The sequence below is a fragment of the Streptomyces sp. NPDC043870 genome, from assembly GCF_056435785.1.
In genome coordinates, this window is sequence record NZ_JBWKDT010000022.1 from 121,510 (window position 1) to 139,158 (window position 17,649).

The window sequence follows — 17,649 nt, forward strand, 5'->3', positions numbered from 1 at the left end:
CCCCACACCCCAACCTCAGGTTCCCCATCCCACCGACACCCACCCCCCCCCCCCCCCCCCCCCCGGCCGGGTCGTCGTCTGCCCACCGACGGGCCCCACGCGGCGCCGGACGGACGGTCGGGGACGACGGACACGTCATCGCGCAGGTCATGGGTCGCCTGCGGGTGACCCGGACCACCGGGCGCCCCAGAAGCGCAGGTGCATCGAGCCGGGCTTCATCAGTTCGCGCTGTCGTCTGGGCAGGTCGGCTGGAACGGCTGCGTGGCTTGCGGGCGTGGTGGGCCCAGCGGTTGGAAGTAGTGGGCAAGTGTCCAGACGCCGATGCGGTTGCCGGCCCGGCAGCCGGCGGTGTCGGCCGTGCGGGAGTGGATTCCGGACCAGACGCGGGCGTTGATCATGTCCTCGTTGAACTGGTCGGCGTATTCGTAGTGCCGTGTGGTGCCGGTGATCTCGGAGTGGACGTTGAGGTCGAGGCGTGTGGTCCCGAGGATCCCGGTCAGGGTCTGGGTCACGGCGCCGGCGACGGCGGCGTGGCCGCTGATGTAGTCGGGGTGCGGTGGTGTGACGAGCAACGGCTGCCACTGCGGGTCGGCTTCGGTCGCGGGGTTGCCGTCCGTGTCGGCCAGCTGAACAGCCGTGATCGGCCGCCAGAATCCGTAGTGGAGCTTGGCGTCCCAAGCGGCGACGACGGCGTCGGTCGCCGACGCGTTCCCTGCGACGAACAACCGCGCTGTCTCGGCGATGCCCAGATGGTGCCGGGCGGTGTAGTCCCGGAACGCCTCTTGGAGCTGCACCACGAGACCGCCCCCGAAGAACAGGGCGGTTTCGGTCTGCAGGGCAGTGCGGGACGAGCCGCTCTTCGCCCCCATGGTCTTCACCTCGTTCACGTCCTCGGCGTAGCGAGCCGAGGAAAGAGCGGGCGGCTCGTCCGGACGGAACTGATCCGGGGAATTGAGCACCAGCGGGCGGAGCTTGCCGAGCCAGGTGTCGATGAAGGGCATGTGGCCGGGCGGGGTGGGCCGCCAGACGCCGGGCGCGGGCGAAGCGGTGAACTCCACCGGTGCGAACCGGCCGTCCCCTTCGCGCAGTTCGATGAGATGGTCGGCGGCGCGTTCCCCGAAGGCCACGCCCTGCCGCTTCGCCCTGCCCTCGGGGATCCTGGCGAGTGAATCGGCGTACGCGGCATCGAGCGGGGCCCGGGAGGCGGGGAAGTAGGTGAGCAGTACGTGGTGCGCAGCGGTCACGGCCGCTGCCTCGGGGGATGCGGTGGAGGGCCCGTGCGCATGCCACTTGTACGGGGCGTAGCGCCCCTCGATACCGACCACGGCGTTGTAGACGGCGGCCGAGACGAACCCGTGCCAGATGACGGCTTGCCCGGAGGGGCGGGTGGCGCCGAGGTTGGTGGAGATGGTGTCGGTGGCGATGGCGTTCCACTCGCGGATCGCCGCGGGGTCCGCCGATGGCGACGGGTGGCTGCTGTCGGTGGCAGTGGCGGTGGGACCGGCCACGACCGTGGCGGCCAGGAGCAGGAATGATGCGACAGCGCGGACGATGGCCCGTCCGCCCGAACCAGATGTATCCATAACCGAACTAACGGCCCGACGTGTGAACGGGCACCCCGTTTCACCGACGGGAACAGGTGCGCCGGAGTGCGTACGGAAGCCGGGTGCGCCGGGCGCACGCGCCTCTCCGTGGTCCTTGCCCCCGACGACCACAAGACCGGTGATCGGCTGCCGAAGGGGTGCCCTGCGGCGGCTCGGGCACCTCTGCGGGCCTCGCGAGCCTCGCGGGCTAATGCCCTGCTGGGCCCCGGATGCAGCTCTTGTGGGCCTGTGTTCAACCCAGGGCGGGCATGAAGCCGCCGCGGGACATGCCGCTGGTCAGCAGATGTTCCCAGTCGAGGACTGCCGGGAGCTCCGGGAGGGAGAGTACGACTGCGCCGCCGGCCTGTGTGACGTCGGAACACCAGCGCGCCATGTCGTCCGGGTCCCCGGAGCCTCCGAGCACGGGGGCGCCGAGGGCGGGAACGACGCACCCCGCATCGCCCGGTCCGTCCACCACGCACAGCGTGAGCATGGCGCCGATGCCCCAGCCCTCGCATTGCGGCACCGTCCCACCGGATGCGCGCAGTGCGGGCAGCTCGTCGTGGACCGGCGCGCCGGCCAGCAGGAGGGCGGGCGTAGCACCAGGTACGAACAGAGTGTTCTCGGGGAGCAGGAGCATCCGGTCACTGTTCCATACGCGTACACACCCGCGACCAACGGCCCAGGCCCCAGCGTCGGCTCCGCCCGAAGTGGTGCGGGGGATTGCTGGGGCTCAAGACGCCTGCTTGCCCGCCCGCCACTCCGGCGCAAGCACCGACCAGACTTCCTCGTCGTGCCGCTTCCCCCGGTACAGGTAGCTCTCCCGCAGCACGCCGTCTCTCGTCATCCCCAGCCGCCGGGCCACGGCGATGCTGGGCTCGTTCCCCGCCGAGACCCACCACTCCACGCGGTGGATGCCCCGCTCCTCAACGGCCCAATCGATGATCACACGCACGGCCCGGGTCACCAGACCCTTCCCGACCGCCGACGGCTCCAGCCAGCAGCCCGCCTCGGCAGTGCCCTGCTCGACGTCCATCCTCCGGAAGAGGACCGCGCCGACCAGCTTGCCGTCCGTCCAGATGCCGTGGAGCCGCCCGGCGTCGGCTGCCGCCTTCTCCGCGTACGCCTGGAGGAACGCCCGGCTCGACTCGAGGTCCGTGACGGCGTCGGGCAGCGCGTTGTACCGCCCGATGAACTCCCGCCCCCGGTCCACGTGGGTCAGGAACTCCTCGGCTCGCCACGGCTCGAGCGGTCGCAGCTCGGCACCGTCGTCGCCCAGGGATATCGCGTACATCGTCACCTTCCGTTTCCACGACCGAAACCAGCGCGCGTGCTGCGAAGGATCTTCTCACGGGCGGCTTCACGGGCGGCGTCGCAGGCGGCGTCACGGGCATCTGCCGCAGCACGGCACTCCGGGGGTCCGATGTCGCCGGCGGTCCGGGGGCGAATCCGGCGTTCCCGCTTCGGCGCAGCGGGTCGATCGGTACAGCCCCTGCCCGTCGCGTTCACTGGTCAGGCTGCTGCCGACGAGGTCCCGACGGGCAGGAGACCGGTGGCCCGGTACGCGGGCTGCCCGCCGGGCTACAGGGTTTGGGCTCAAGGAGTCGCGGCGTGAGCGGCAGCCGCCTCAGCGGCGGCGTCGGCCGCCCGGCGCTCGCCCGCGGCCTGTGAGCGCTTGGCGTACAAGGCGGTCCACACGCCGAGCAGGCCGAGCACCCCGTAGATCATCACGGGGCTGACCACCACCATGGTGCTGGTGGGCAGGACGTACGCCAGCACGATCCGCGCCCCCGCCTCAGCGAGGTACGCCACGCCCCAGACCGTGGTCATCACGTTCATGGTCCGGCGGAAGCCCTCGTACTGCCACAGACCGTTCCACCAGGCAGTGCTCTCCGAAGTGCCATCGGTGGCGAACTTGCGGCCGAAGTAGAACATCAGCGGCCGTGAGGCGAGCAAAGTGGCAAGGCAGAGCAGCCCGAACAGCCCGGTCACGGCGGAGTCCTTGATCAGCAGGGCGCGGGCGGAGTGCGCTCCGACCAGCGAGACCACGGCCGTGATCACCAGGAAGACCAGCGTGACGACGGCGAACTCGTCGAGCTTGCGGCGCCAGGCCACGTGGACGGCGCTGTCGAGGACGGGCCATGCTCCGCTGACCAGCAGTGCCGAGAACTCGCTCCAACCATGGTCGACGAGCGCGTTGTACGTGAGGATCGGCGCAACGACGTTGAGGCCGATGGTCAGGATCCAGCCGAGTGCGGCGGCGGATCCGGAACGGGCGGGCGGCGCCGGGCGCGCCGGGGCGGTGGACATGCTTCTCCCTGAGAAGTGCCTGATGATTGCGGTCAAAGGGACGCTAGGGGCACCGCGCGGCCCAGCCAAGGGCCCCACACCTCAAATGATCACCAAGCTGTCCGGAATCCATGGTTCCCCGGACAGGACGGGACAGGACGGGACCACGGCCGCTCTTGTGGATCACGCCGGTGGGACCTGGCAGGACGTCAGCTGGGACGGTCGGACAGGCGGAACCTGCGCCGCTCCGCCCGGCTCGACAGGAGTCGCACGTCGCCCGCCGGCGAACTACGGGCTGTACGGAGAAGAACTGCGGCGGACTCGGGCGAGGACCAGCACGGTGTCGTCGTTCGGTGGATCGGGCAGCAGGCTCGAGAGAATGCGGTCCGCCGTCGCCTCCAGCTGGTCGGACTCCCGGCGGAGTTCATCGCGCACTGCGTCCAGGCCCGCTTCGAGGTCCCGGCCGCGTGCCTCGATGAGGCCGTCGGTGTAGAGGGCGAGTACGGCGTCCTCAGGGAGGTCGATCTCGATCGTTCTGAAGGCGTGACCGCCGACCCCGAGAGGGATGCCGAGGACGTCGCTGATCGTCTCGACCGTGCCGTCCGGGTGGCGCACCAGGGGCGGGGGGTGCCCGGCGCTGGCGATGCGGGCGCGCCCGGTGGCGGGGTCGTAGAGGATGTAGAGGCAGGTCGCCATCTCGATTCCCGCCTCCTGGGCACAGGCGTCGAGCTCGGCGAGCAGATCGTCGGGTTCCTGGCTGTGCCGGGCAATCGTCTTGGCCGTGATGCGCAGTCGTCCCATGGCCGCGGCGGCCGGCACCCCGTGTCCCATCACGTCACCGACGACCAGGGCGACCCGGTCGCCGGACAAGTTGATCACGTCGTACCAGTCGCCGCCCACCTCGGTGATGCGGCTGCCGGGTACGTAGCGGTGGGCAACCTGCACGTAGGGGCTGGTCGCCAGGGCGCTGGGGAGGAGCGCGCGCTGGAGGGTGAGCGCGATGTCCTGGACTCGGCTGTAGAGACGGGCGTTGTCCAGGCAGAGCGCGGCGCGGGAGGCGAGCTCACCGGCCAGGCCGTGGTCCTCGTCGGTGAAGACGGGCCTGGCTGCGGAGCGTCCGAACATGGCGAGGCCCTGGACCGTCCCGCGGGCGATGAGCGGGGCGATGAGGATGCAGGTCAGGCCGCTGTCTCTCAGCAGCTGGGCGCGGGCCTGGTGGATGACGGTCCGGGTCACGAAATCGTCGTTCACCAGGACGCGGACGACGCGGCCCGTTCGCAGCATCTGATGGATCGCGGAACCGGGCGGGTAGGTCACGCTTTCCAGTCCGCTCACGAGTTCAGTGGCGGGTGGGGGCAGGATCGTGCCGGAGGCGATCCGGCGGGTGAACAGCGGCAGGTCCGGATCGAACTCCGCGGACTCGTCCATCCACTCCACGACTTCCACGACAGAGGCGTCGGAGAAGTCGGGAACCGCGGCGTCGACCAGTTCCTGGGCGGTGACGTCCATGTCCAGGGTGGTGCCGATCGAGGCCGCGGCCCGGTTCAGCAGAGCCAGCCGCTGACGTCCCGCGGTCACCTCCATGATCGCCTCCTCCCGGTCGGTCACGTCGACCATCAGCCCGCCCAGTCCGGGCCGGCTGCTGACCGCCTGGCTGAGAGGGAAGAAGCTCACGGACCGCACCTGATCACGGTCCGGGTGACCTGGCGTGCGCACACCCACCAGAGCGCCCACCACGGGCCGCCCCTCCTCGGCGACTCCTCGCAGCATCCGCTGGAACTCACCTCCATCGGACGTGATCATGATGTCTTCCATGTGCCGTCCGACGTGCTCCTCGATGGGGAGTCCGTCCATGTCGGCGAGCGCCTGGTTGACGTGGACGTAGTGCAAGTCCTCGTCGAGCATGAACAAGCCGATGGGGCAGGTCTCGAAAAGCGAATCGAGGAACGCCAGATTGGTCTTCACCCGGTCGAGCGCGTCACTTCGGCTGGCCAGGGCCATGACCACGGACGCTCCGTCGGGCCCGGTCATGGGAAAGACCCGGAAACCGCAGTCGAAGGCCGCGCCGTCCCGATGCCGTGCCCGCAGTCGACCGCGCCAGTACCCCAGGGTGCGGCCCCGCTCCGCCAGCCGGATCGATGCGTCGGCGCCGCCCTGTGGTTCCGAAAGGAGGATGCCGACGGGTTTGGACAGCACCGCCGCGGGGTCGTGCCCGAACAGGTCCTGTGCGCCGGGCCCCCAGTAGCAGATCCGGTCGTCCTCGTCGATGCCGAGGACCGCAACGGGCACGCGTTCCAGCATCGGCCCCGGCTCGGACCAGAACGGACCCGGAGCCTTCTCGCCCCCCGGCCGATCTGATGGCACCGACTATCCCCTTCCACCCGAGGGCCGCAATGCCTGAGCCCGGCCACGGGACGCCCGGACGCAGCGAGGCTCTCGTCATCCATTGTGCGGACATCGAGGCGACTGTGTATCGCCACGACGCCCGGCCTCCATCACGCGGTGGGACGGTCGGCACCGGCCGTGCTCGCCGCCACCGCCGTCGGCCGCGACGGTGGTGGCGACGAGGGCGACGATCAGCTTGATCCACGCCCACCCGGCAGCGGCAGTGGTTGTAACGCCTGCTACATTCGACAGCGTGACAGGCAGTGGAGCAGGGATACGGTGGGTTGTCCTCGTCATCAAGCTGCCCGCCGGCCCTTCGCGGCACCGGGTGGCAGTCTGGCGTGAGCTGCGCAAGGTCGGCGCGCTCTCGCTGGGCCAGGGAGTGTGGGCTGTGCCGGACGTGCCGGTCTTCGCCGACGGTGTCCGCCGGGCGATCGAGCTGACGGAGCGGGCCGAGGGGCAGGTCGTGACGCTGCAGGCGTCCGGTCGTGGGCCCGAGGACGCTGCCCGCTTCGAGACGATGTTCACCGCCGCGCGCTCGGAGGACTGGGCCGAATTCCTCGCGGACTGCGCCAAGTTCGAGGCTGAGATCGCCAAGGAGATCCGGATCGCCAAGTTCACGCTGGCCGAGCTGGAGGAAGAGGAGCAGAGCCTGGAGCGGCTGCGGCGTTGGCACCGTGACCTGATGGCCCGCGACGTCTTCGGCGCACCCGAGGCGGCCCGGGCCGGCGAACGCCTCAAGGAGTGCACGGCCGTCTGCGAGGACTACGCGGAGCAGGTCTTCGCCGCCCTGCACCAGAGTGAGGGGGCGGGCGAATGACCGCCGACGGCACCACCGGCGCCGGACGAGGCGGGACGATGTGGCCGCTGTACGCGGCCGGGTTCACCACCGCATTCGGCGCACACGGCATCGCGGCCAACCTCGGCGGCTTCTCCGAGGATGCAGTGACCTCCCTGCTGGTCCTGGGCGGGCTGCTCGCCCTGTACGACGGCGCCGAGGTGCTCCTCAAGCCGCTCTTCGGCACGCTCGCCGACAAGATCGGCGCCAAGCCCGTGCTGCTCGGCGGGCTGGTCGCCTTCGCCGCCGCCTCCGCGCTGTATGCAGTCGCGGACAGCCCCGGCTGGCTGTGGGCGGCACGCCTCGGTCAGGGCGCGGCCGCCTCGGCGTTCTCGCCCTCGGCCTCCGCGCTGGTCGCCCGGCTCAATCCGGCCGCCAAACACGGCCGGGCGTTCGGCAGTTACGGCTTCTACAAGTCCCTCGGCTACACCCTGGGCCCGCTCCTGGGCGGCGTACTGGTCTGGGCCGGCGGACTGCGCCTCCTCTTCGCCGTCATGGCTGTCCTGGCCACGGCCGTCGCTGCCTGGGCCGTGGCGGCCGTCCCCGCCCTGGCGCCGCTGCCCAAGCCCCGGCAGACCGTGCTCGACCTGGTGCGCCGGCTCACCTCCCGCGCCTTCCTCGCCCCCACTGCGGCCCTTGCGGGCGCGACCGCCGCGCTCTCCGTCGGTGTCGGCTTCCTGCCCGTCTCGGGAGCCACCGCCGGGCTCGGCACGGTTGCCACCGGTGCAGCCGTCTCGGTCCTCGCCGCCTGCGCTGCCTTCGCCCAGCCACACGCAGGGCGGGCCCTGGACGCCGGTCGCCTCACCACGCGCACCGGCCTGGCGGCCGGACTCGCCGTCACCGCCGCAGGTCTCTGCTGCGCCATGCTCCCCGGTCTCCTCGGCGTCCTGATGGGCGCGGCCCTGATCGGCGCCGGAACCGGCCTGATCACCCCACTCGGCTTCGCCGCCCTCGCCGCCTCCACCCCTGAGGAACGGCTCGGCCAGACCATGGGATCCGCCGAACTCGGCCGCGAACTCGGCGACGCCGGAGGCCCTCTGCTGGTCGCCGCCGTCGCCACGGCATCCACCCTCACCTACGGATTCGCCGTCCTCGCCGCACTGCTGGCGATCGGTCCGCTCCTCACCCTGGCCGCATACCGCCGCACCGCCCCCGCGCGACCGTAGGCATCAGCGGTGCGGAATCCCACTCGGCGGTCCTCAGAAACGCCCTCCGCGCACCTGGCCGGCCAGCCTGGGCAGTGGCCCTCACCGGCCTACGCGTGCTCGAAGCCGAGGAGGTGTCCGCCGACGACCGGCCCGTCCGAGGTCGAGCCCGTTCGGGCAGATTCCGAAGTTGCCGCAGACGCGAGCGGCCACAGTGAGCTGCCGGGCACCTGTCAGCGAATGCCGGTGCGCTCATGCGCAATGCGTCATCCTCCGCTGGAGCCGGTCGCCACACACCACTTGCACGTCTCGCGTTCGCCGGCGGCATGGCGGCATCATTGACCTGATGGAGTCACCACTGCCTCTCCTCTTCCTCGACGTCGATGGACCGCTCATCCCGTTCGGCGCGGCGCCGGGCCGTCACGCCGGCGCGCACCCGACGTACCCAACGGGCCTCGAACCGTCAGGAGCCGGCTCGAACCCGCTGCTGGAAAGGATCAACCCCGGGCACGGGCCCAGACTGGCGGCGCTTCCGTGCGACCTGGTCTGGGCGACGACGTGGATGGCCGACGCGAACGAGTACATCGCGCCACGACTCGGGCTGCCCGACCTGCCCGTGGTGACTTGGCCGGAGCCGTCCGACGACGACGAGCGTGATCAGCGCGCGGGACTGCACTGGAAGACCCGCGCGATCCTCGGTTGGGCGGCCGGGCGCGCGTTCGCCTGGGTCGATGACGAGATCACTGACGCGGATCGGGCCTGGATATCCGCTCGCCATGGCGAGCGCGCCCTGCTCCACCGCGTCGATCCCCGCCAGGGCCTCAACGACGCGGACTTCGGACTCCTCGACGACTGGCTGCGCGGAGGCTCCCTCATCGCAGCGTGCCGGGCTCCGGTTCCGCGTACGTAGCGCGCACGCCGCTCACCTTGCTGCTGGGCAGTCGCCCGGCCTTGGCCTGGCCGCTGAGCTGGTCACCGTCGACGCTCACATGGAAGACGAGATGGAGGCGCATGGGCCGTGTGATGGACTGACGGTAGCTCACCTTGTCGCCGTCGACGCTGATGTGGGTCAACGGCATCTCCTCCCCGGACTTGAGGTCCGTGGCCGTGCCGTTCCAGGTGCCGTCGGGTTGCGCGGCGAGTCGCACGCGGGCCTGTTGCTTGCCCAGCGGGGTGTCGATGGTCAGGTTCCAGATGCCTTCGGCAGACATAGTGCGGGATCTTTCGTGAGGGGGGAGGTCAGATGGTGAGTGCAGGTGCGGCGCCGCGCGGCGACCAGACGGTGCCGCGGCGCTCGTAGGCGAAGAGCTTCTCCACGGCGCGCGCGATCTGGGGGCCGATCTCGCGTTCGACGAGGTACAGGGCGACGTCCAGCCCGGAGGTGACGCCGCCGCCGGTGATCAGGTCTCCGTCGTCGACGACGCGGGCGTCGACGGCGCGGGTGCCGGTGGCGCCGAGCACGTCGAGCCCCAGGTGGTGGGTGGAGGCGGGGCGGCCCTCGATGAGTCCGGCCATGGCGAGGATCAGCGAGCCGCCGCATACGGCCGCGACGAGGGTGTCCTCGCGCTCGAGCGCCTGCTTGGCCAGGCGGCGCAGATCCGTTTCCAGGGTGCGGCCGAGTATCACCGGGATGGTGTTCCGCTGTTCTTCCTCGCTCAGCTCTGCGGGGTCGCGTACGTCGCCGACGGCGCCTGGAAGGACGATGATGTCGGCCCGTTCGGGGTCCAGTTGGGCGGTGGCCTTCAGGCTCAGCGGCGGAAGGCCGCTGAGCACGTCGCGCGGCCCCTCGGCGGAGACGAGCTCCACCTGCACGGTCCCCTTCGTGAGCATCCCTGCGGCGTGAAGCACCTCGTAGGGCGCGATGACATCCAGCGGGTCGAAGCCGTCGAACAGCACACATTGGGCGAGCATCGGCACTCTCTCTTCCGTCGCACTCGGCATTGCCGCGCCAACGCTAGGTGGCGGATCAAGCATCACCCCAGAGGCATTAATGACAGTCTTCAACAGATTCTCGCCAACCATTCTGACCTGTGCCTTCGTGAAACCGGACCGGTGTGGAGGGGATGATTCGGCTGGCGGGAACCCGGCTATCGTGTGAGTCATGCATACGGTGGCAGTGCTGGCTCTGGACCACGTGGTGGCGTTCGACATGGCCACGCCGATCGAGGTGTTCGGGCGCACGCGGCTCCCCGACGGGCGCCGCCCCTACCGGGTCCGTGTCTGTTCCCCTCGGCCCGAGGTGGCCACCGAGGCGTTCGCTCTGCGCGCCCCGTGGGGGCTCGAGGCGCTCGCGGAGGCGGACACGATCATCGTGCCGGGCTGCTCGGAGCAGGCACCGCCCCCGTCCGAAGAGGTCCTCGAGGCGCTGCGCACCGCTGCTGCGTCCGGGACCCGTATCGCCTCGGTGTGCTCGGGCGCCTTCATCCTGGCCGCGAGCGGCTTGCTGGACGGCCTGCGCGCGACCACGCACTGGATCGCCACCGACCTGTTGGCGAAGCAGTTCCCGCTCGTCGACGTACAGCCCGATGTGCTCTACGTCGACAACGGGCAGATCCTCACCTCGGCCGGTGCCGCCGCGAGCCTGGACCTGTGCCTGCACATGATCCGCCGCGACCTCGGCTCCGCCGTCGCCGCAGACACCGCACGTATGTCGGTCATGCCGCTGGAACGCGAGGGCGGCCAAGCCCAGTTCATCGTCCACGAGCAGCCGCCCGTTCCGAAGGGCTCCGTTCTGCAGCCGGTGCTGGACTGGATCGAGGACAACCTCGCCCATGAGCTGACCCTGGACGCCATGGCCGCACGCTCGGGAATGAGCGGTCGCACGTTCAGCCGCCGCTTCCGCGAACAGATGGGCACCACGCCTCTGCAGTGGCTGCTGCGGGCCCGCGTACGGCGTGCGCAATACCTCCTGGAGAACAGCGACCATCCCATCGAACGCATCGCCCACCAGGCCGGATTCGGATCAGCGACAGCCTTTCGGGAACGCTTCCGCCGAGTCGTGGGCACCACCCCGCAGGCGTACCGCTCCGCCTTCAACGCTCGCCGGTCCCCGCAGCCACTCGCCGCACCGGCGAACGCGTAACCGCAACGGCACGGCGGGCAGTGCCGCGGTCGACCCGGCGCGCGCCGCGGAGCTCCTGCATCTCGCAGCCGGCCCTGTCCAACCAGGTCAGGGCTCTGTGGCGAGCCGACAAGGACTACCGCGGTTCCTCGTCAGGGGGTGGGGATGCCGCCGGGGCGGCGGGCCGGGCGCCCGAATTCCACCGGGACTCCCGGCGAGTACAGCACACTCACGGGTTCCCCGAGCGGCTGGGGCAGTCCTGCCGCGGCCACGAGGTCCTCGTCGCACTCGAGGAGGTCGGCGCGGTGCAGCGGCCAGCGCGGGTGGGTGTTCGGGAGGTACAACGGCCGGCCGAAGAAGGCGCTGTGCATGCCCCAGCGGGCGGTCAGGAAGTGTTCGAGCTCGGTGGGGTCCTGGACGCGTTCGCCGACCCGTACGGCGATCCTGCTGTGCGCGCCCCGGGGTCCGGGCCAGCGTCGGGTGCTGGTGTACGTGATGGTGGTGCCGTCGTAGCGGATGGCCATCCGCGACCAGAGGTACGGGAGCCGGAAGGCGGCTCGCCCGACCGCCACCGGTATGAGGCGGGAGGCGTCGAGCGAGCGGAAGACCACGCCGCGGCGCCCGTGCGCGTCCACCGAGTAGAGGCGGACGTTGGTCTCGGGAAACGTGCCCAGGTAGGGGACGCCGGGGAGGCGGAACCATCCGACGCGGTGCATCCGGAAGGCGACGAGGCCGGCGTACGTCGCCCCGTTCAGGGTGTCCGGGACGGTCCCGGTCGGCAGCAGTGGAGCGACGTCGGCAGGGTCGACGGCCCAGTGGATGAAGGCCAGGTCGAGCCAGGACTGGGTGAGCAGAGGGCTTGCTGCGGAGTGGGGCGGATCAGCCGTTATGGGCTCCGGTTCCGGGGCGAGTGGTGTGAGGGGCACGGGGCAAGGATTCCAGAGCCACCATTGCAGCAGGGCCCCGCCCCCCTCCGACCGCACCGCTCCTCGCCGGTGAGCGGGCGAATGCGCCGTCTTGGAGCGACGGTTGGCCGGCCTCTCGGTGCGGCGAGGCTCAGGCCGGGACGGGACGGGCACGCTCGTGTGGCCGGGGCAAGTGCCGTAGCCCAGATCCGAGTCACCTGGGCCCGAAATGATTCTGCCGGGACCCGTGGCGGCGGGGCCAACGGCACGGGCTATCGTGCACCTGCTCACAGCAGGAAATGATCAGTGTCGAGGAGTGAGAGACATCAGACGTATATGGGCGATGGCCCTGTTCACAGGGTCCCTTCTGGCTGCGCTTCTGGTCCCGTCCTCCACCGCGTTGGCGGCGGACACAGGGCCCGCACTCACCACGGGCGCAGTCTTCAACGACCCCCTCGGAACCCCCGCTGAACAGGATGCGGTCAAGAACCACATCATCAAGGCGATCGACGACACCCAGAGCGGCCGTACGCTGCGCGCCGCCATGTACGCCCTGACCGACACCGGGTACAGCGACGCGCTCGGACGCGCGCACCAGCGTGGGGTTCAGGTGCGTGTCGTCCTGGACCACTCCTACTCCACCTCCACGGCCGCGACACAGCTCACGTCCGCCCTTGGTACGGACATGACCCAGGCGTCCTGGGTGCACATCTGTCCCGCGGACCGCGCGTGCATCGCCGACGCGACGTTCAACGCCGCCAAGAACCACATCAACCACAACAAGTTCTTCCTCTTCTCCCGGGTGGGCGACCCGGGAGTTGCCGAGGACGTGGTGATCCAGACATCCGCCAACCAGACCGCCGCGAACACCTCCCGGTTCTGGAACAACGCCTACACGTCTGTGGGCAACACCGAGCTCTACACGGCGTACACGGGGTACTTCAACGACCTCGCCGCCGAGAACCGCAATGCGGACTACTTCCGGCAGGGAGCCACCGCCGGGGCTGAGAAGTACTACTTCTTCCCGCAGAGCAGCGGCGACCTCATCGTCGACGTGCTGAACAACGTGTCGTGCACGGGTAATACGACGGTCGGGTCCGCCTCCCACAAGACGGTCATCCGCGTCGCCGCCTACGCCTTCTACCGCGAGGAGGTGGCCACCAAGTTGAGGGCGCTGGCCGATCAGGACTGCTGGGTCGAGGTCGTCTACAACGAGACCGACGAGCTGACGGCCCTCGGCAACCATGCACGGATCAAGCCGTACAAGCTCCATCTCGACAACGGCACGCCCGCGAGCGAGGGGGACGACCTCTTCGTCCACTCCAAGTACCTTCTGGTCGAGGGCAATTACGCGGGGCACCCGGACACCAAGTGGACCTTCACCGGATCCCACAACCTCGACGTCTCCTCCCTGCGGGAGAACGACGAGGCCCTCCTGCGCGTCGAGGGCGCCGCGACCCACGACGCTTACCGCAGCAACTTCCTCGCCATGCGCTCCGTGGCTACCCTGACCGGCTGACCTGGCTCGTAGGGGCGGGCCCGGCAGGGTCCGCCCCTTGCGCCGGTCAGGCTGGTCACGGCCGCCGCTCCCTGGGGAGCTGACGGATGTCAGCGGCCGGGGGCCCTCTTCTTGACCTCCTGGAGCACCCAGCCGTTGCCGTCCGGGTCGCTGAAGGTGGCGTAGGAACCGTAGTCGGCACGGGCGGGGTGCGGGCCGGCCACCCGCCCCTCGTCCCCGGCGGGATGGACGACCTCTCCGGCGTCGTGGCTGTGGTGGAAGAGCCCTCCGGCATCGTGGAACACCTCGCTCACCTCGATGCCGCGGCCGATGAGCTCTGCACGGGCCTCCTCGATGTCGAAGACGATGAGGTACAGGCCCTGGACCGAGCCGGGCACGGCGGAGGTGACCCCCTTACCGAAGATGATCGAGCCCTCGGAGCCGGGCGGCGTGAACTGCACACACCGGTAGTCCTCACTGGCGACGTGGTCAATGTCCATCCGGAATCCCGCCGCCTCGTAGAAACTCCTGGCCCGATCGACGTCGGAAACGGGCAGCACGATGACTTCGAGTTTCAGGTCCATGCGGATGCCTTTCGTTCTTGGCGTCGGCGAATCTCGCGTCCCGTGCATCACCGGTTCAGCGTGCGACTGTCCTTACCTGAGGCAGCGCCCACGGCTGTCCCGGCCCCGCCGCCCTGACCACCACGGTGGCTCAGCGATCGGAGTAGCTGAAATCGCCGACGGTCCAGCCGCTGACGTCCTTGATCGCGACGCGGTACATCCCTCCCGTCTCGGGGATCCCGATGTTGCCTTGCAGGATCCGGGCGACGTGGAAGTGCAGATGCGTGGGCGGCCCCACGCGGTCGGGCCGGTCCCGCGTCCGCTCGGCGGTGAAGACACCGGAGAACGGGCCGAGGCGGTCCGAGTCCCTCAGGACCTCGGCCACACGCTGCCTCCACACGGCTTCGGGAGCCAGCCGTCCGGTGATGACAGCGCCGCCGGTGACCACGGTCATGGACATCTGATTGCTCTGCTCGGACTCCACCATGGCGGCAACGTCAACAAGCAGCTCGTCAGCGTTCGACATGAAAGCCGATTCTATTCGTCTGCGCGCCGGCCGGGGGCCGGGCGCCCGCGAACTCGTCGACCGGGGCATGCCGGTCGAGGCCGCCTGCCGCAGTCGGCGCGGTTCTCAGCCAGTGGCCTTGGCGATGATGCGGTCCATTTCCTCCCGGCCGAAGGCCCTCAGGGTCGTGGTACGGACGTTGCCCACACCACCGAGCTGCAAGAGCGCCGCGGTGGCGGTCTCGTCGTCGGGCGCCTCGACGACGGCGACGAGGTCGTACGCACCGACGGTCCAGTAGATGTTCAGGAGCTTCGCCCCGAGTTTCTGCGCCGCTGCGGCGAAGGCCTCGGCGCGCTGCGCAGTGTCCTTGTAGGCACGGATCCCCTGATCGGTCCAGTTCAGCAGCGTGACATACGTCGGCATCCGTCTTTCACCCCTGTGAGGAGACACAACACTTCGTGGGGCCAATTCTGGACATCATGGCCGTAACCCTGCTCGAGATGCGCATCAGAACGGGTGATACGAGCGATCACCGACGGCCGGCGCCCTCGCCTGGGAGGCGACGGCCGTACAGGCCGTTCTGCAGACGAGCAGCAGGCGACGCGGGAGGGTGGCGCGGTCGATGCGACATCACGCTGTCGAGGCCGTCACATCACACCGGGGCATGAGCTGTCACGTTGTATATGGCCCCAGACTCGTTCGAGCAGGCGCAGCTGAACAGCTGACTGGTTCAGTTGGGAGGCATGAAAGCTCTCCGGTGCCGCATCACGCAGCATCTCGCACATGCCGGCAAGACAGCCGAACGCATCTCTCATCTCCACGGTTGCGGTCGCCAGCCATGCGCTGAGTTGTTCAGGGTCCGGTGCGGGCGTGTTGTGTGCGGCGTCCATGAGAGCTCTGGCCGCGTCAGCAAGTGACGGCGCACCAGCGACTGGGCCGTGTCCTGCTTCCGCTCGGACAGCCTGCGCAGAGACGGTCTGCGCAGGGACGGTCCGCGCGGAAGCAGGACGTGCGGATTCCCCTCCGGTCACGTCAGGTCCCGTCAGGTCAGGTCACTTGAAGGCTGCGATGTTGCGTTCCGCCCACTCACCGAAGGTGCGGGGCGGGCGGCCGAGGAGCTGCTCGACGTCGGGGCTCACCCTCTGCTCGGTGGCCAGCGGCTCGCCCAGGATGTCGAGAGTCCCGTCCACGACCGTCTCGGGCATGAACTGCAGCATGTGGGAGCGCGCCTGCTCCCGGGTGAGTTCGGCGAACTGCACCGGAGTGCCCAGTGCGGCACCGAGCGCCTCGGCCTGCCCGCGCGGGGAGATCGGCGCCGGTCCGGTCAGTTCGTAAGTGCGGCCGGCGTGGCCATGTTCCCGCAGCGTCACGGCCACGACGTCGGCGATGTCGGCGGGGTCGACGACCGGCAGCGCGATGTCCCCGAACGGTGCGACGACGGTCCGTTCCGCGCGGACCGACTCGGCCCAGGCGAACGCGTTGGAGGCGAAGCCTCCCGGCCGCAGCAACGTCCAGTCGAGGCCGGACTCCTGGACGGCCTCCTCGAATGCGCGGAGGCGGCCGTGCGAGAGGACCTCGGGCCGTGTCCCGACGATCTGCGAGGAGAGCAGGACGACCCGTCGCACGCCACTGGACGCCGCGACGTCGAGCAGCTTGCTCGGGCTCCCGCCGGACACGAGGAGTGGCCCGGCGAGGAGGATGAACAGGGCTTCGGCCCCGTCGAGCCCGGGCCGCAGGCTCTCGGGGTCCGCCAGGTCGGCCTGGTGGTGTCGTACGCCCTGCGGGGCCTCGAAGCTCAGTGGGCGCCGTGAGACGGCTGTCACCTGTTCGCCGGCCGAGGCGAGTGACGCGATGAGCGGTCGGCCTACGTTGCCGGTCGCTCCCGTAACTACGATCATGAACAGCTCCCATAACCGGTGGTCATCGTGGCAATTCCTGCAGTCGAGGCAGCGCTGTTGTTGCGGGACGTCGTCGGGCTTTCGTCCTCTGCGTTCACTGCGCCCGGTGTGTCCTCTGCTGCGATTCGCGACGCTAGCATCCTTCGTATAGTAGGTACCTAGAGGAAAGCGACTTCCCGGCGGCGTCATGGCGTCCGGCTTTGAGGACTGATCACTCTTCCCCCGTAAACAGGCCGGAGGATGACCGGTTTGACCTGAACACTGAAGCCATGACTGAAGCGAAGACCGAAGCCATGAGCGATCCGCGTCTCGGCCTCACCAAAGCCGTCGACCTCGCAGGACGCACCGTCGCCGCGGTACGGCCCGACCAGTACGACGGGTCCACGCCCTGTCCCGAGTACACCGTGCGTGACCTCTGCAACCACCTCGTCTCCGTCCTGCGCAGGGTGGCCGTGATCGGCGGCGGTGGCGATTTCTTCAGCGTTCCGCACTTCGCCGAGGACGTGGCCGACGGCGAGTGGCCGGCCGCGTGGGCCGCCGCCGCCAAGGACGCCGAGGCCGTCTGGTCCGATCCCGCTGTCCTCGGCCGGCAGATCGGCCTGCCCTGGGGCCCGGTGCCCGGTGCGGCGGCCGCGGTGATCTACACCAACGAGTTCGTCCTGCACACCTGGGACATGGCCACCGCCACCGGCCAGAGCCCGGAATGGGACCCTGAGGTCCTCGCGGCGCCCCTGGCCGCCATGCACCGTGCCGTACCGGCCGAGCCGCGGGGCGGCCAGGTGCCTTTCGGCCCGGTCGTGGAGGTGCCCGGCGATGCCCGGGACATCGACCGGCTCGTCGGCTGGTACGGCCGCCGCCCGTGACGGTGTGGGGGGGGGGGGGGCCCCCCCCCCCCCCCCCCCCCCCCCGGGGAAAGCGGGAAAAAGGGGGGGGGATTGGGTGGGCTTGCTGCCCCTCAAGCCCCGGTGGGTTTTCCTGT

Annotated in this window: 19 protein-coding genes; 6 read left to right on the forward strand and 13 right to left on the reverse strand. The window is 69.9% G+C overall.

All coding sequences use genetic code 11. The annotated features are described in order from the left end of the window. Positions 1-218: 218 nt before the first annotated feature. The 5 genes from AC0699_RS24995 to AC0699_RS25015 all read right to left on the reverse strand — a co-directional run bounded on the left by AC0699_RS24995 (position 219) and on the right by AC0699_RS25015 (position 6,161). Positions 219-1,583 (reverse strand): vanadium-dependent haloperoxidase, encoded by a 1,365-nt coding sequence (locus AC0699_RS24995; protein WP_478664094.1) that lies wholly within the window; start codon positions 1,581-1,583, stop codon positions 219-221. Positions 1,584-1,836: 253 nt separating this feature from the next. Next, positions 1,837-2,223 (reverse strand): hypothetical protein, encoded by a 387-nt coding sequence (locus AC0699_RS25000; protein ID WP_478664096.1) that lies wholly within the window; start codon positions 2,221-2,223, stop codon positions 1,837-1,839. A gap of 93 nt (positions 2,224-2,316) precedes the next feature. After that, positions 2,317-2,877, reverse strand: a complete 561-nt coding sequence (locus tag AC0699_RS25005; RefSeq protein WP_478664099.1) for a GNAT family N-acetyltransferase — start codon at positions 2,875-2,877, stop codon at positions 2,317-2,319. A gap of 302 nt (positions 2,878-3,179) precedes the next feature. Then, entirely contained in the window at positions 3,180-3,893 is a 714-nt protein-coding gene (locus AC0699_RS25010) for a VC0807 family protein (protein WP_478664102.1), read from the reverse strand. Positions 3,894-4,160: 267 nt separating this feature from the next. After that, on the reverse strand, positions 4,161-6,161 hold the full coding sequence (locus AC0699_RS25015; protein ID WP_478664105.1) for a SpoIIE family protein phosphatase: 2,001 nt from the start codon (positions 6,159-6,161) through the stop codon (positions 4,161-4,163). Between the two features lie 349 nt (positions 6,162-6,510). Between AC0699_RS25015 and AC0699_RS25020 the strand changes: the two genes are divergently transcribed. The 3 genes from AC0699_RS25020 (at position 6,511) to AC0699_RS25030 (ending at position 9,150) form a co-directional block, all read left to right on the forward strand. Continuing rightward, a complete protein-coding gene (locus tag AC0699_RS25020) occupies positions 6,511-7,077 on the forward strand; it encodes a Chromate resistance protein ChrB (protein ID WP_478664107.1) in 567 nt (188 codons plus the stop codon). A 38-nt stretch (positions 7,078-7,115) separates the two neighbouring features. Next, positions 7,116-8,261 (forward strand): MFS transporter, encoded by a 1,146-nt coding sequence (locus tag AC0699_RS25025; RefSeq protein ID WP_478664150.1) that lies wholly within the window; start codon positions 7,116-7,118, stop codon positions 8,259-8,261. 325 nt (positions 8,262-8,586) lie between these two features. Further along, positions 8,587-9,150, forward strand: coding sequence for an HAD domain-containing protein (locus AC0699_RS25030; RefSeq protein WP_478664111.1), 564 nt, complete (start codon positions 8,587-8,589; stop codon positions 9,148-9,150). Here AC0699_RS25030 and AC0699_RS25035 read toward each other — a convergent pair. Both AC0699_RS25035 and AC0699_RS25040 read right to left on the reverse strand, forming a co-directional pair. Further along, positions 9,113-9,451: a hypothetical protein gene (locus AC0699_RS25035; protein WP_478664115.1), complete on the reverse strand. Its 339-nt coding sequence runs from the start codon at positions 9,449-9,451 to the stop codon at positions 9,113-9,115. The genes AC0699_RS25030 and AC0699_RS25035 overlap by 38 nt on opposite strands. 28 nt (positions 9,452-9,479) lie before the next feature. After that, positions 9,480-10,151 carry a DJ-1/PfpI family protein gene (locus tag AC0699_RS25040; protein WP_478664118.1) on the reverse strand — a complete coding sequence of 224 codons (672 nt, stop codon included), beginning with the start codon at positions 10,149-10,151 and terminating at the stop codon, positions 9,480-9,482. A gap of 190 nt (positions 10,152-10,341) precedes the next feature. Between AC0699_RS25040 and AC0699_RS25045 the strand changes: the two genes are divergently transcribed. Further along, positions 10,342-11,322 (forward strand): GlxA family transcriptional regulator, encoded by a 981-nt coding sequence (locus AC0699_RS25045; protein WP_478664119.1) that lies wholly within the window; start codon positions 10,342-10,344, stop codon positions 11,320-11,322. 131 nt (positions 11,323-11,453) lie between these two features. On the opposite strand, the gene AC0699_RS25050 is transcribed toward AC0699_RS25045, so the two are convergent. Beyond that, on the reverse strand, positions 11,454-12,227 hold the full coding sequence (locus AC0699_RS25050) for a YqjF family protein (RefSeq protein WP_478664122.1): 774 nt from the start codon (positions 12,225-12,227) through the stop codon (positions 11,454-11,456). Positions 12,228-12,522: 295 nt separating this feature from the next. Here AC0699_RS25050 and AC0699_RS25055 point away from each other — a divergent pair, with 295 nt between their 5' ends. Beyond that, complete coding sequence (locus tag AC0699_RS25055) at positions 12,523-13,725, forward strand: phospholipase D-like domain-containing protein (RefSeq protein ID WP_478664123.1); 1,203 nt, start codon at positions 12,523-12,525, stop codon at positions 13,723-13,725. Between the two features lie 89 nt (positions 13,726-13,814). Here the strand turns inward: AC0699_RS25055 and AC0699_RS25060 are convergent, their stop codons facing one another. The 5 genes from AC0699_RS25060 to AC0699_RS25080 form a co-directional block, all read right to left on the reverse strand. Continuing rightward, positions 13,815-14,288 carry a VOC family protein gene (locus AC0699_RS25060; RefSeq protein WP_478664124.1) on the reverse strand — a complete coding sequence of 158 codons (474 nt, stop codon included), beginning with the start codon at positions 14,286-14,288 and terminating at the stop codon, positions 13,815-13,817. A gap of 130 nt (positions 14,289-14,418) precedes the next feature. After that, positions 14,419-14,793, reverse strand: coding sequence for a hypothetical protein (locus AC0699_RS25065; RefSeq protein WP_478664127.1), 375 nt, complete (start codon positions 14,791-14,793; stop codon positions 14,419-14,421). A gap of 105 nt (positions 14,794-14,898) precedes the next feature. Beyond that, positions 14,899-15,195: a GYD domain-containing protein gene (locus tag AC0699_RS25070; RefSeq protein ID WP_478664129.1), complete on the reverse strand. Its 297-nt coding sequence runs from the start codon at positions 15,193-15,195 to the stop codon at positions 14,899-14,901. 224 nt (positions 15,196-15,419) lie between these two features. After that, a complete protein-coding gene (locus AC0699_RS25075) occupies positions 15,420-15,662 on the reverse strand; it encodes a hypothetical protein (protein WP_478664130.1) in 243 nt (80 codons plus the stop codon). A gap of 162 nt (positions 15,663-15,824) precedes the next feature. After that, the gene (locus tag AC0699_RS25080; RefSeq protein ID WP_478664132.1) at positions 15,825-16,670 is read right to left on the reverse strand and encodes an NAD(P)H-binding protein; all 846 of its coding nucleotides are present in this window, start codon (positions 16,668-16,670) and stop codon (positions 15,825-15,827) included. A gap of 269 nt (positions 16,671-16,939) precedes the next feature. Between AC0699_RS25080 and AC0699_RS25085 the strand changes: the two genes are divergently transcribed. Further along, positions 16,940-17,533: a TIGR03086 family metal-binding protein gene (locus AC0699_RS25085; RefSeq protein WP_478664134.1), complete on the forward strand. Its 594-nt coding sequence runs from the start codon at positions 16,940-16,942 to the stop codon at positions 17,531-17,533. The last annotated feature ends 116 nt before the right edge of the window (positions 17,534-17,649 follow it).

Coding starts and splice junctions, on each gene's coding strand:
- AC0699_RS25060 (WP_478664124.1), bottom strand. CDS start 14,288: ATGGACCTGAAACTCGAAGTCATCGTGCTGCCCGTTTCCGACGTCGAT.
- AC0699_RS25035 (WP_478664115.1), bottom strand. CDS start 9,451: ATGTCTGCCGAAGGCATCTGGAACCTGACCATCGACACCCCGCTGGGC.
- AC0699_RS25030 (WP_478664111.1), top strand. CDS start 8,587: ATGGAGTCACCACTGCCTCTCCTCTTCCTCGACGTCGATGGACCGCTC.
- AC0699_RS25070 (WP_478664129.1), bottom strand. CDS start 15,195: ATGCCGACGTATGTCACGCTGCTGAACTGGACCGATCAGGGGATCCGT.
- AC0699_RS25000 (WP_478664096.1), bottom strand. CDS start 2,223: ATGCTCCTGCTCCCCGAGAACACTCTGTTCGTACCTGGTGCTACGCCC.
- AC0699_RS25075 (WP_478664130.1), bottom strand. CDS start 15,662: ATGGACGCCGCACACAACACGCCCGCACCGGACCCTGAACAACTCAGC.
- AC0699_RS25080 (WP_478664132.1), bottom strand. CDS start 16,670: ATGATCGTAGTTACGGGAGCGACCGGCAACGTAGGCCGACCGCTCATC.
- AC0699_RS24995 (WP_478664094.1), bottom strand. CDS start 1,583: ATGGATACATCTGGTTCGGGCGGACGGGCCATCGTCCGCGCTGTCGCA.
- AC0699_RS25010 (WP_478664102.1), bottom strand. CDS start 3,893: ATGTCCACCGCCCCGGCGCGCCCGGCGCCGCCCGCCCGTTCCGGATCC.
- AC0699_RS25025 (WP_478664150.1), top strand. CDS start 7,116: ATGTGGCCGCTGTACGCGGCCGGGTTCACCACCGCATTCGGCGCACAC.
- AC0699_RS25085 (WP_478664134.1), top strand. CDS start 16,940: ATGACTGAAGCGAAGACCGAAGCCATGAGCGATCCGCGTCTCGGCCTC.
- AC0699_RS25040 (WP_478664118.1), bottom strand. CDS start 10,151: ATGCTCGCCCAATGTGTGCTGTTCGACGGCTTCGACCCGCTGGATGTC.
- AC0699_RS25065 (WP_478664127.1), bottom strand. CDS start 14,793: ATGTCGAACGCTGACGAGCTGCTTGTTGACGTTGCCGCCATGGTGGAG.
- AC0699_RS25005 (WP_478664099.1), bottom strand. CDS start 2,877: ATGTACGCGATATCCCTGGGCGACGACGGTGCCGAGCTGCGACCGCTC.
- AC0699_RS25045 (WP_478664119.1), top strand. CDS start 10,342: ATGCATACGGTGGCAGTGCTGGCTCTGGACCACGTGGTGGCGTTCGAC.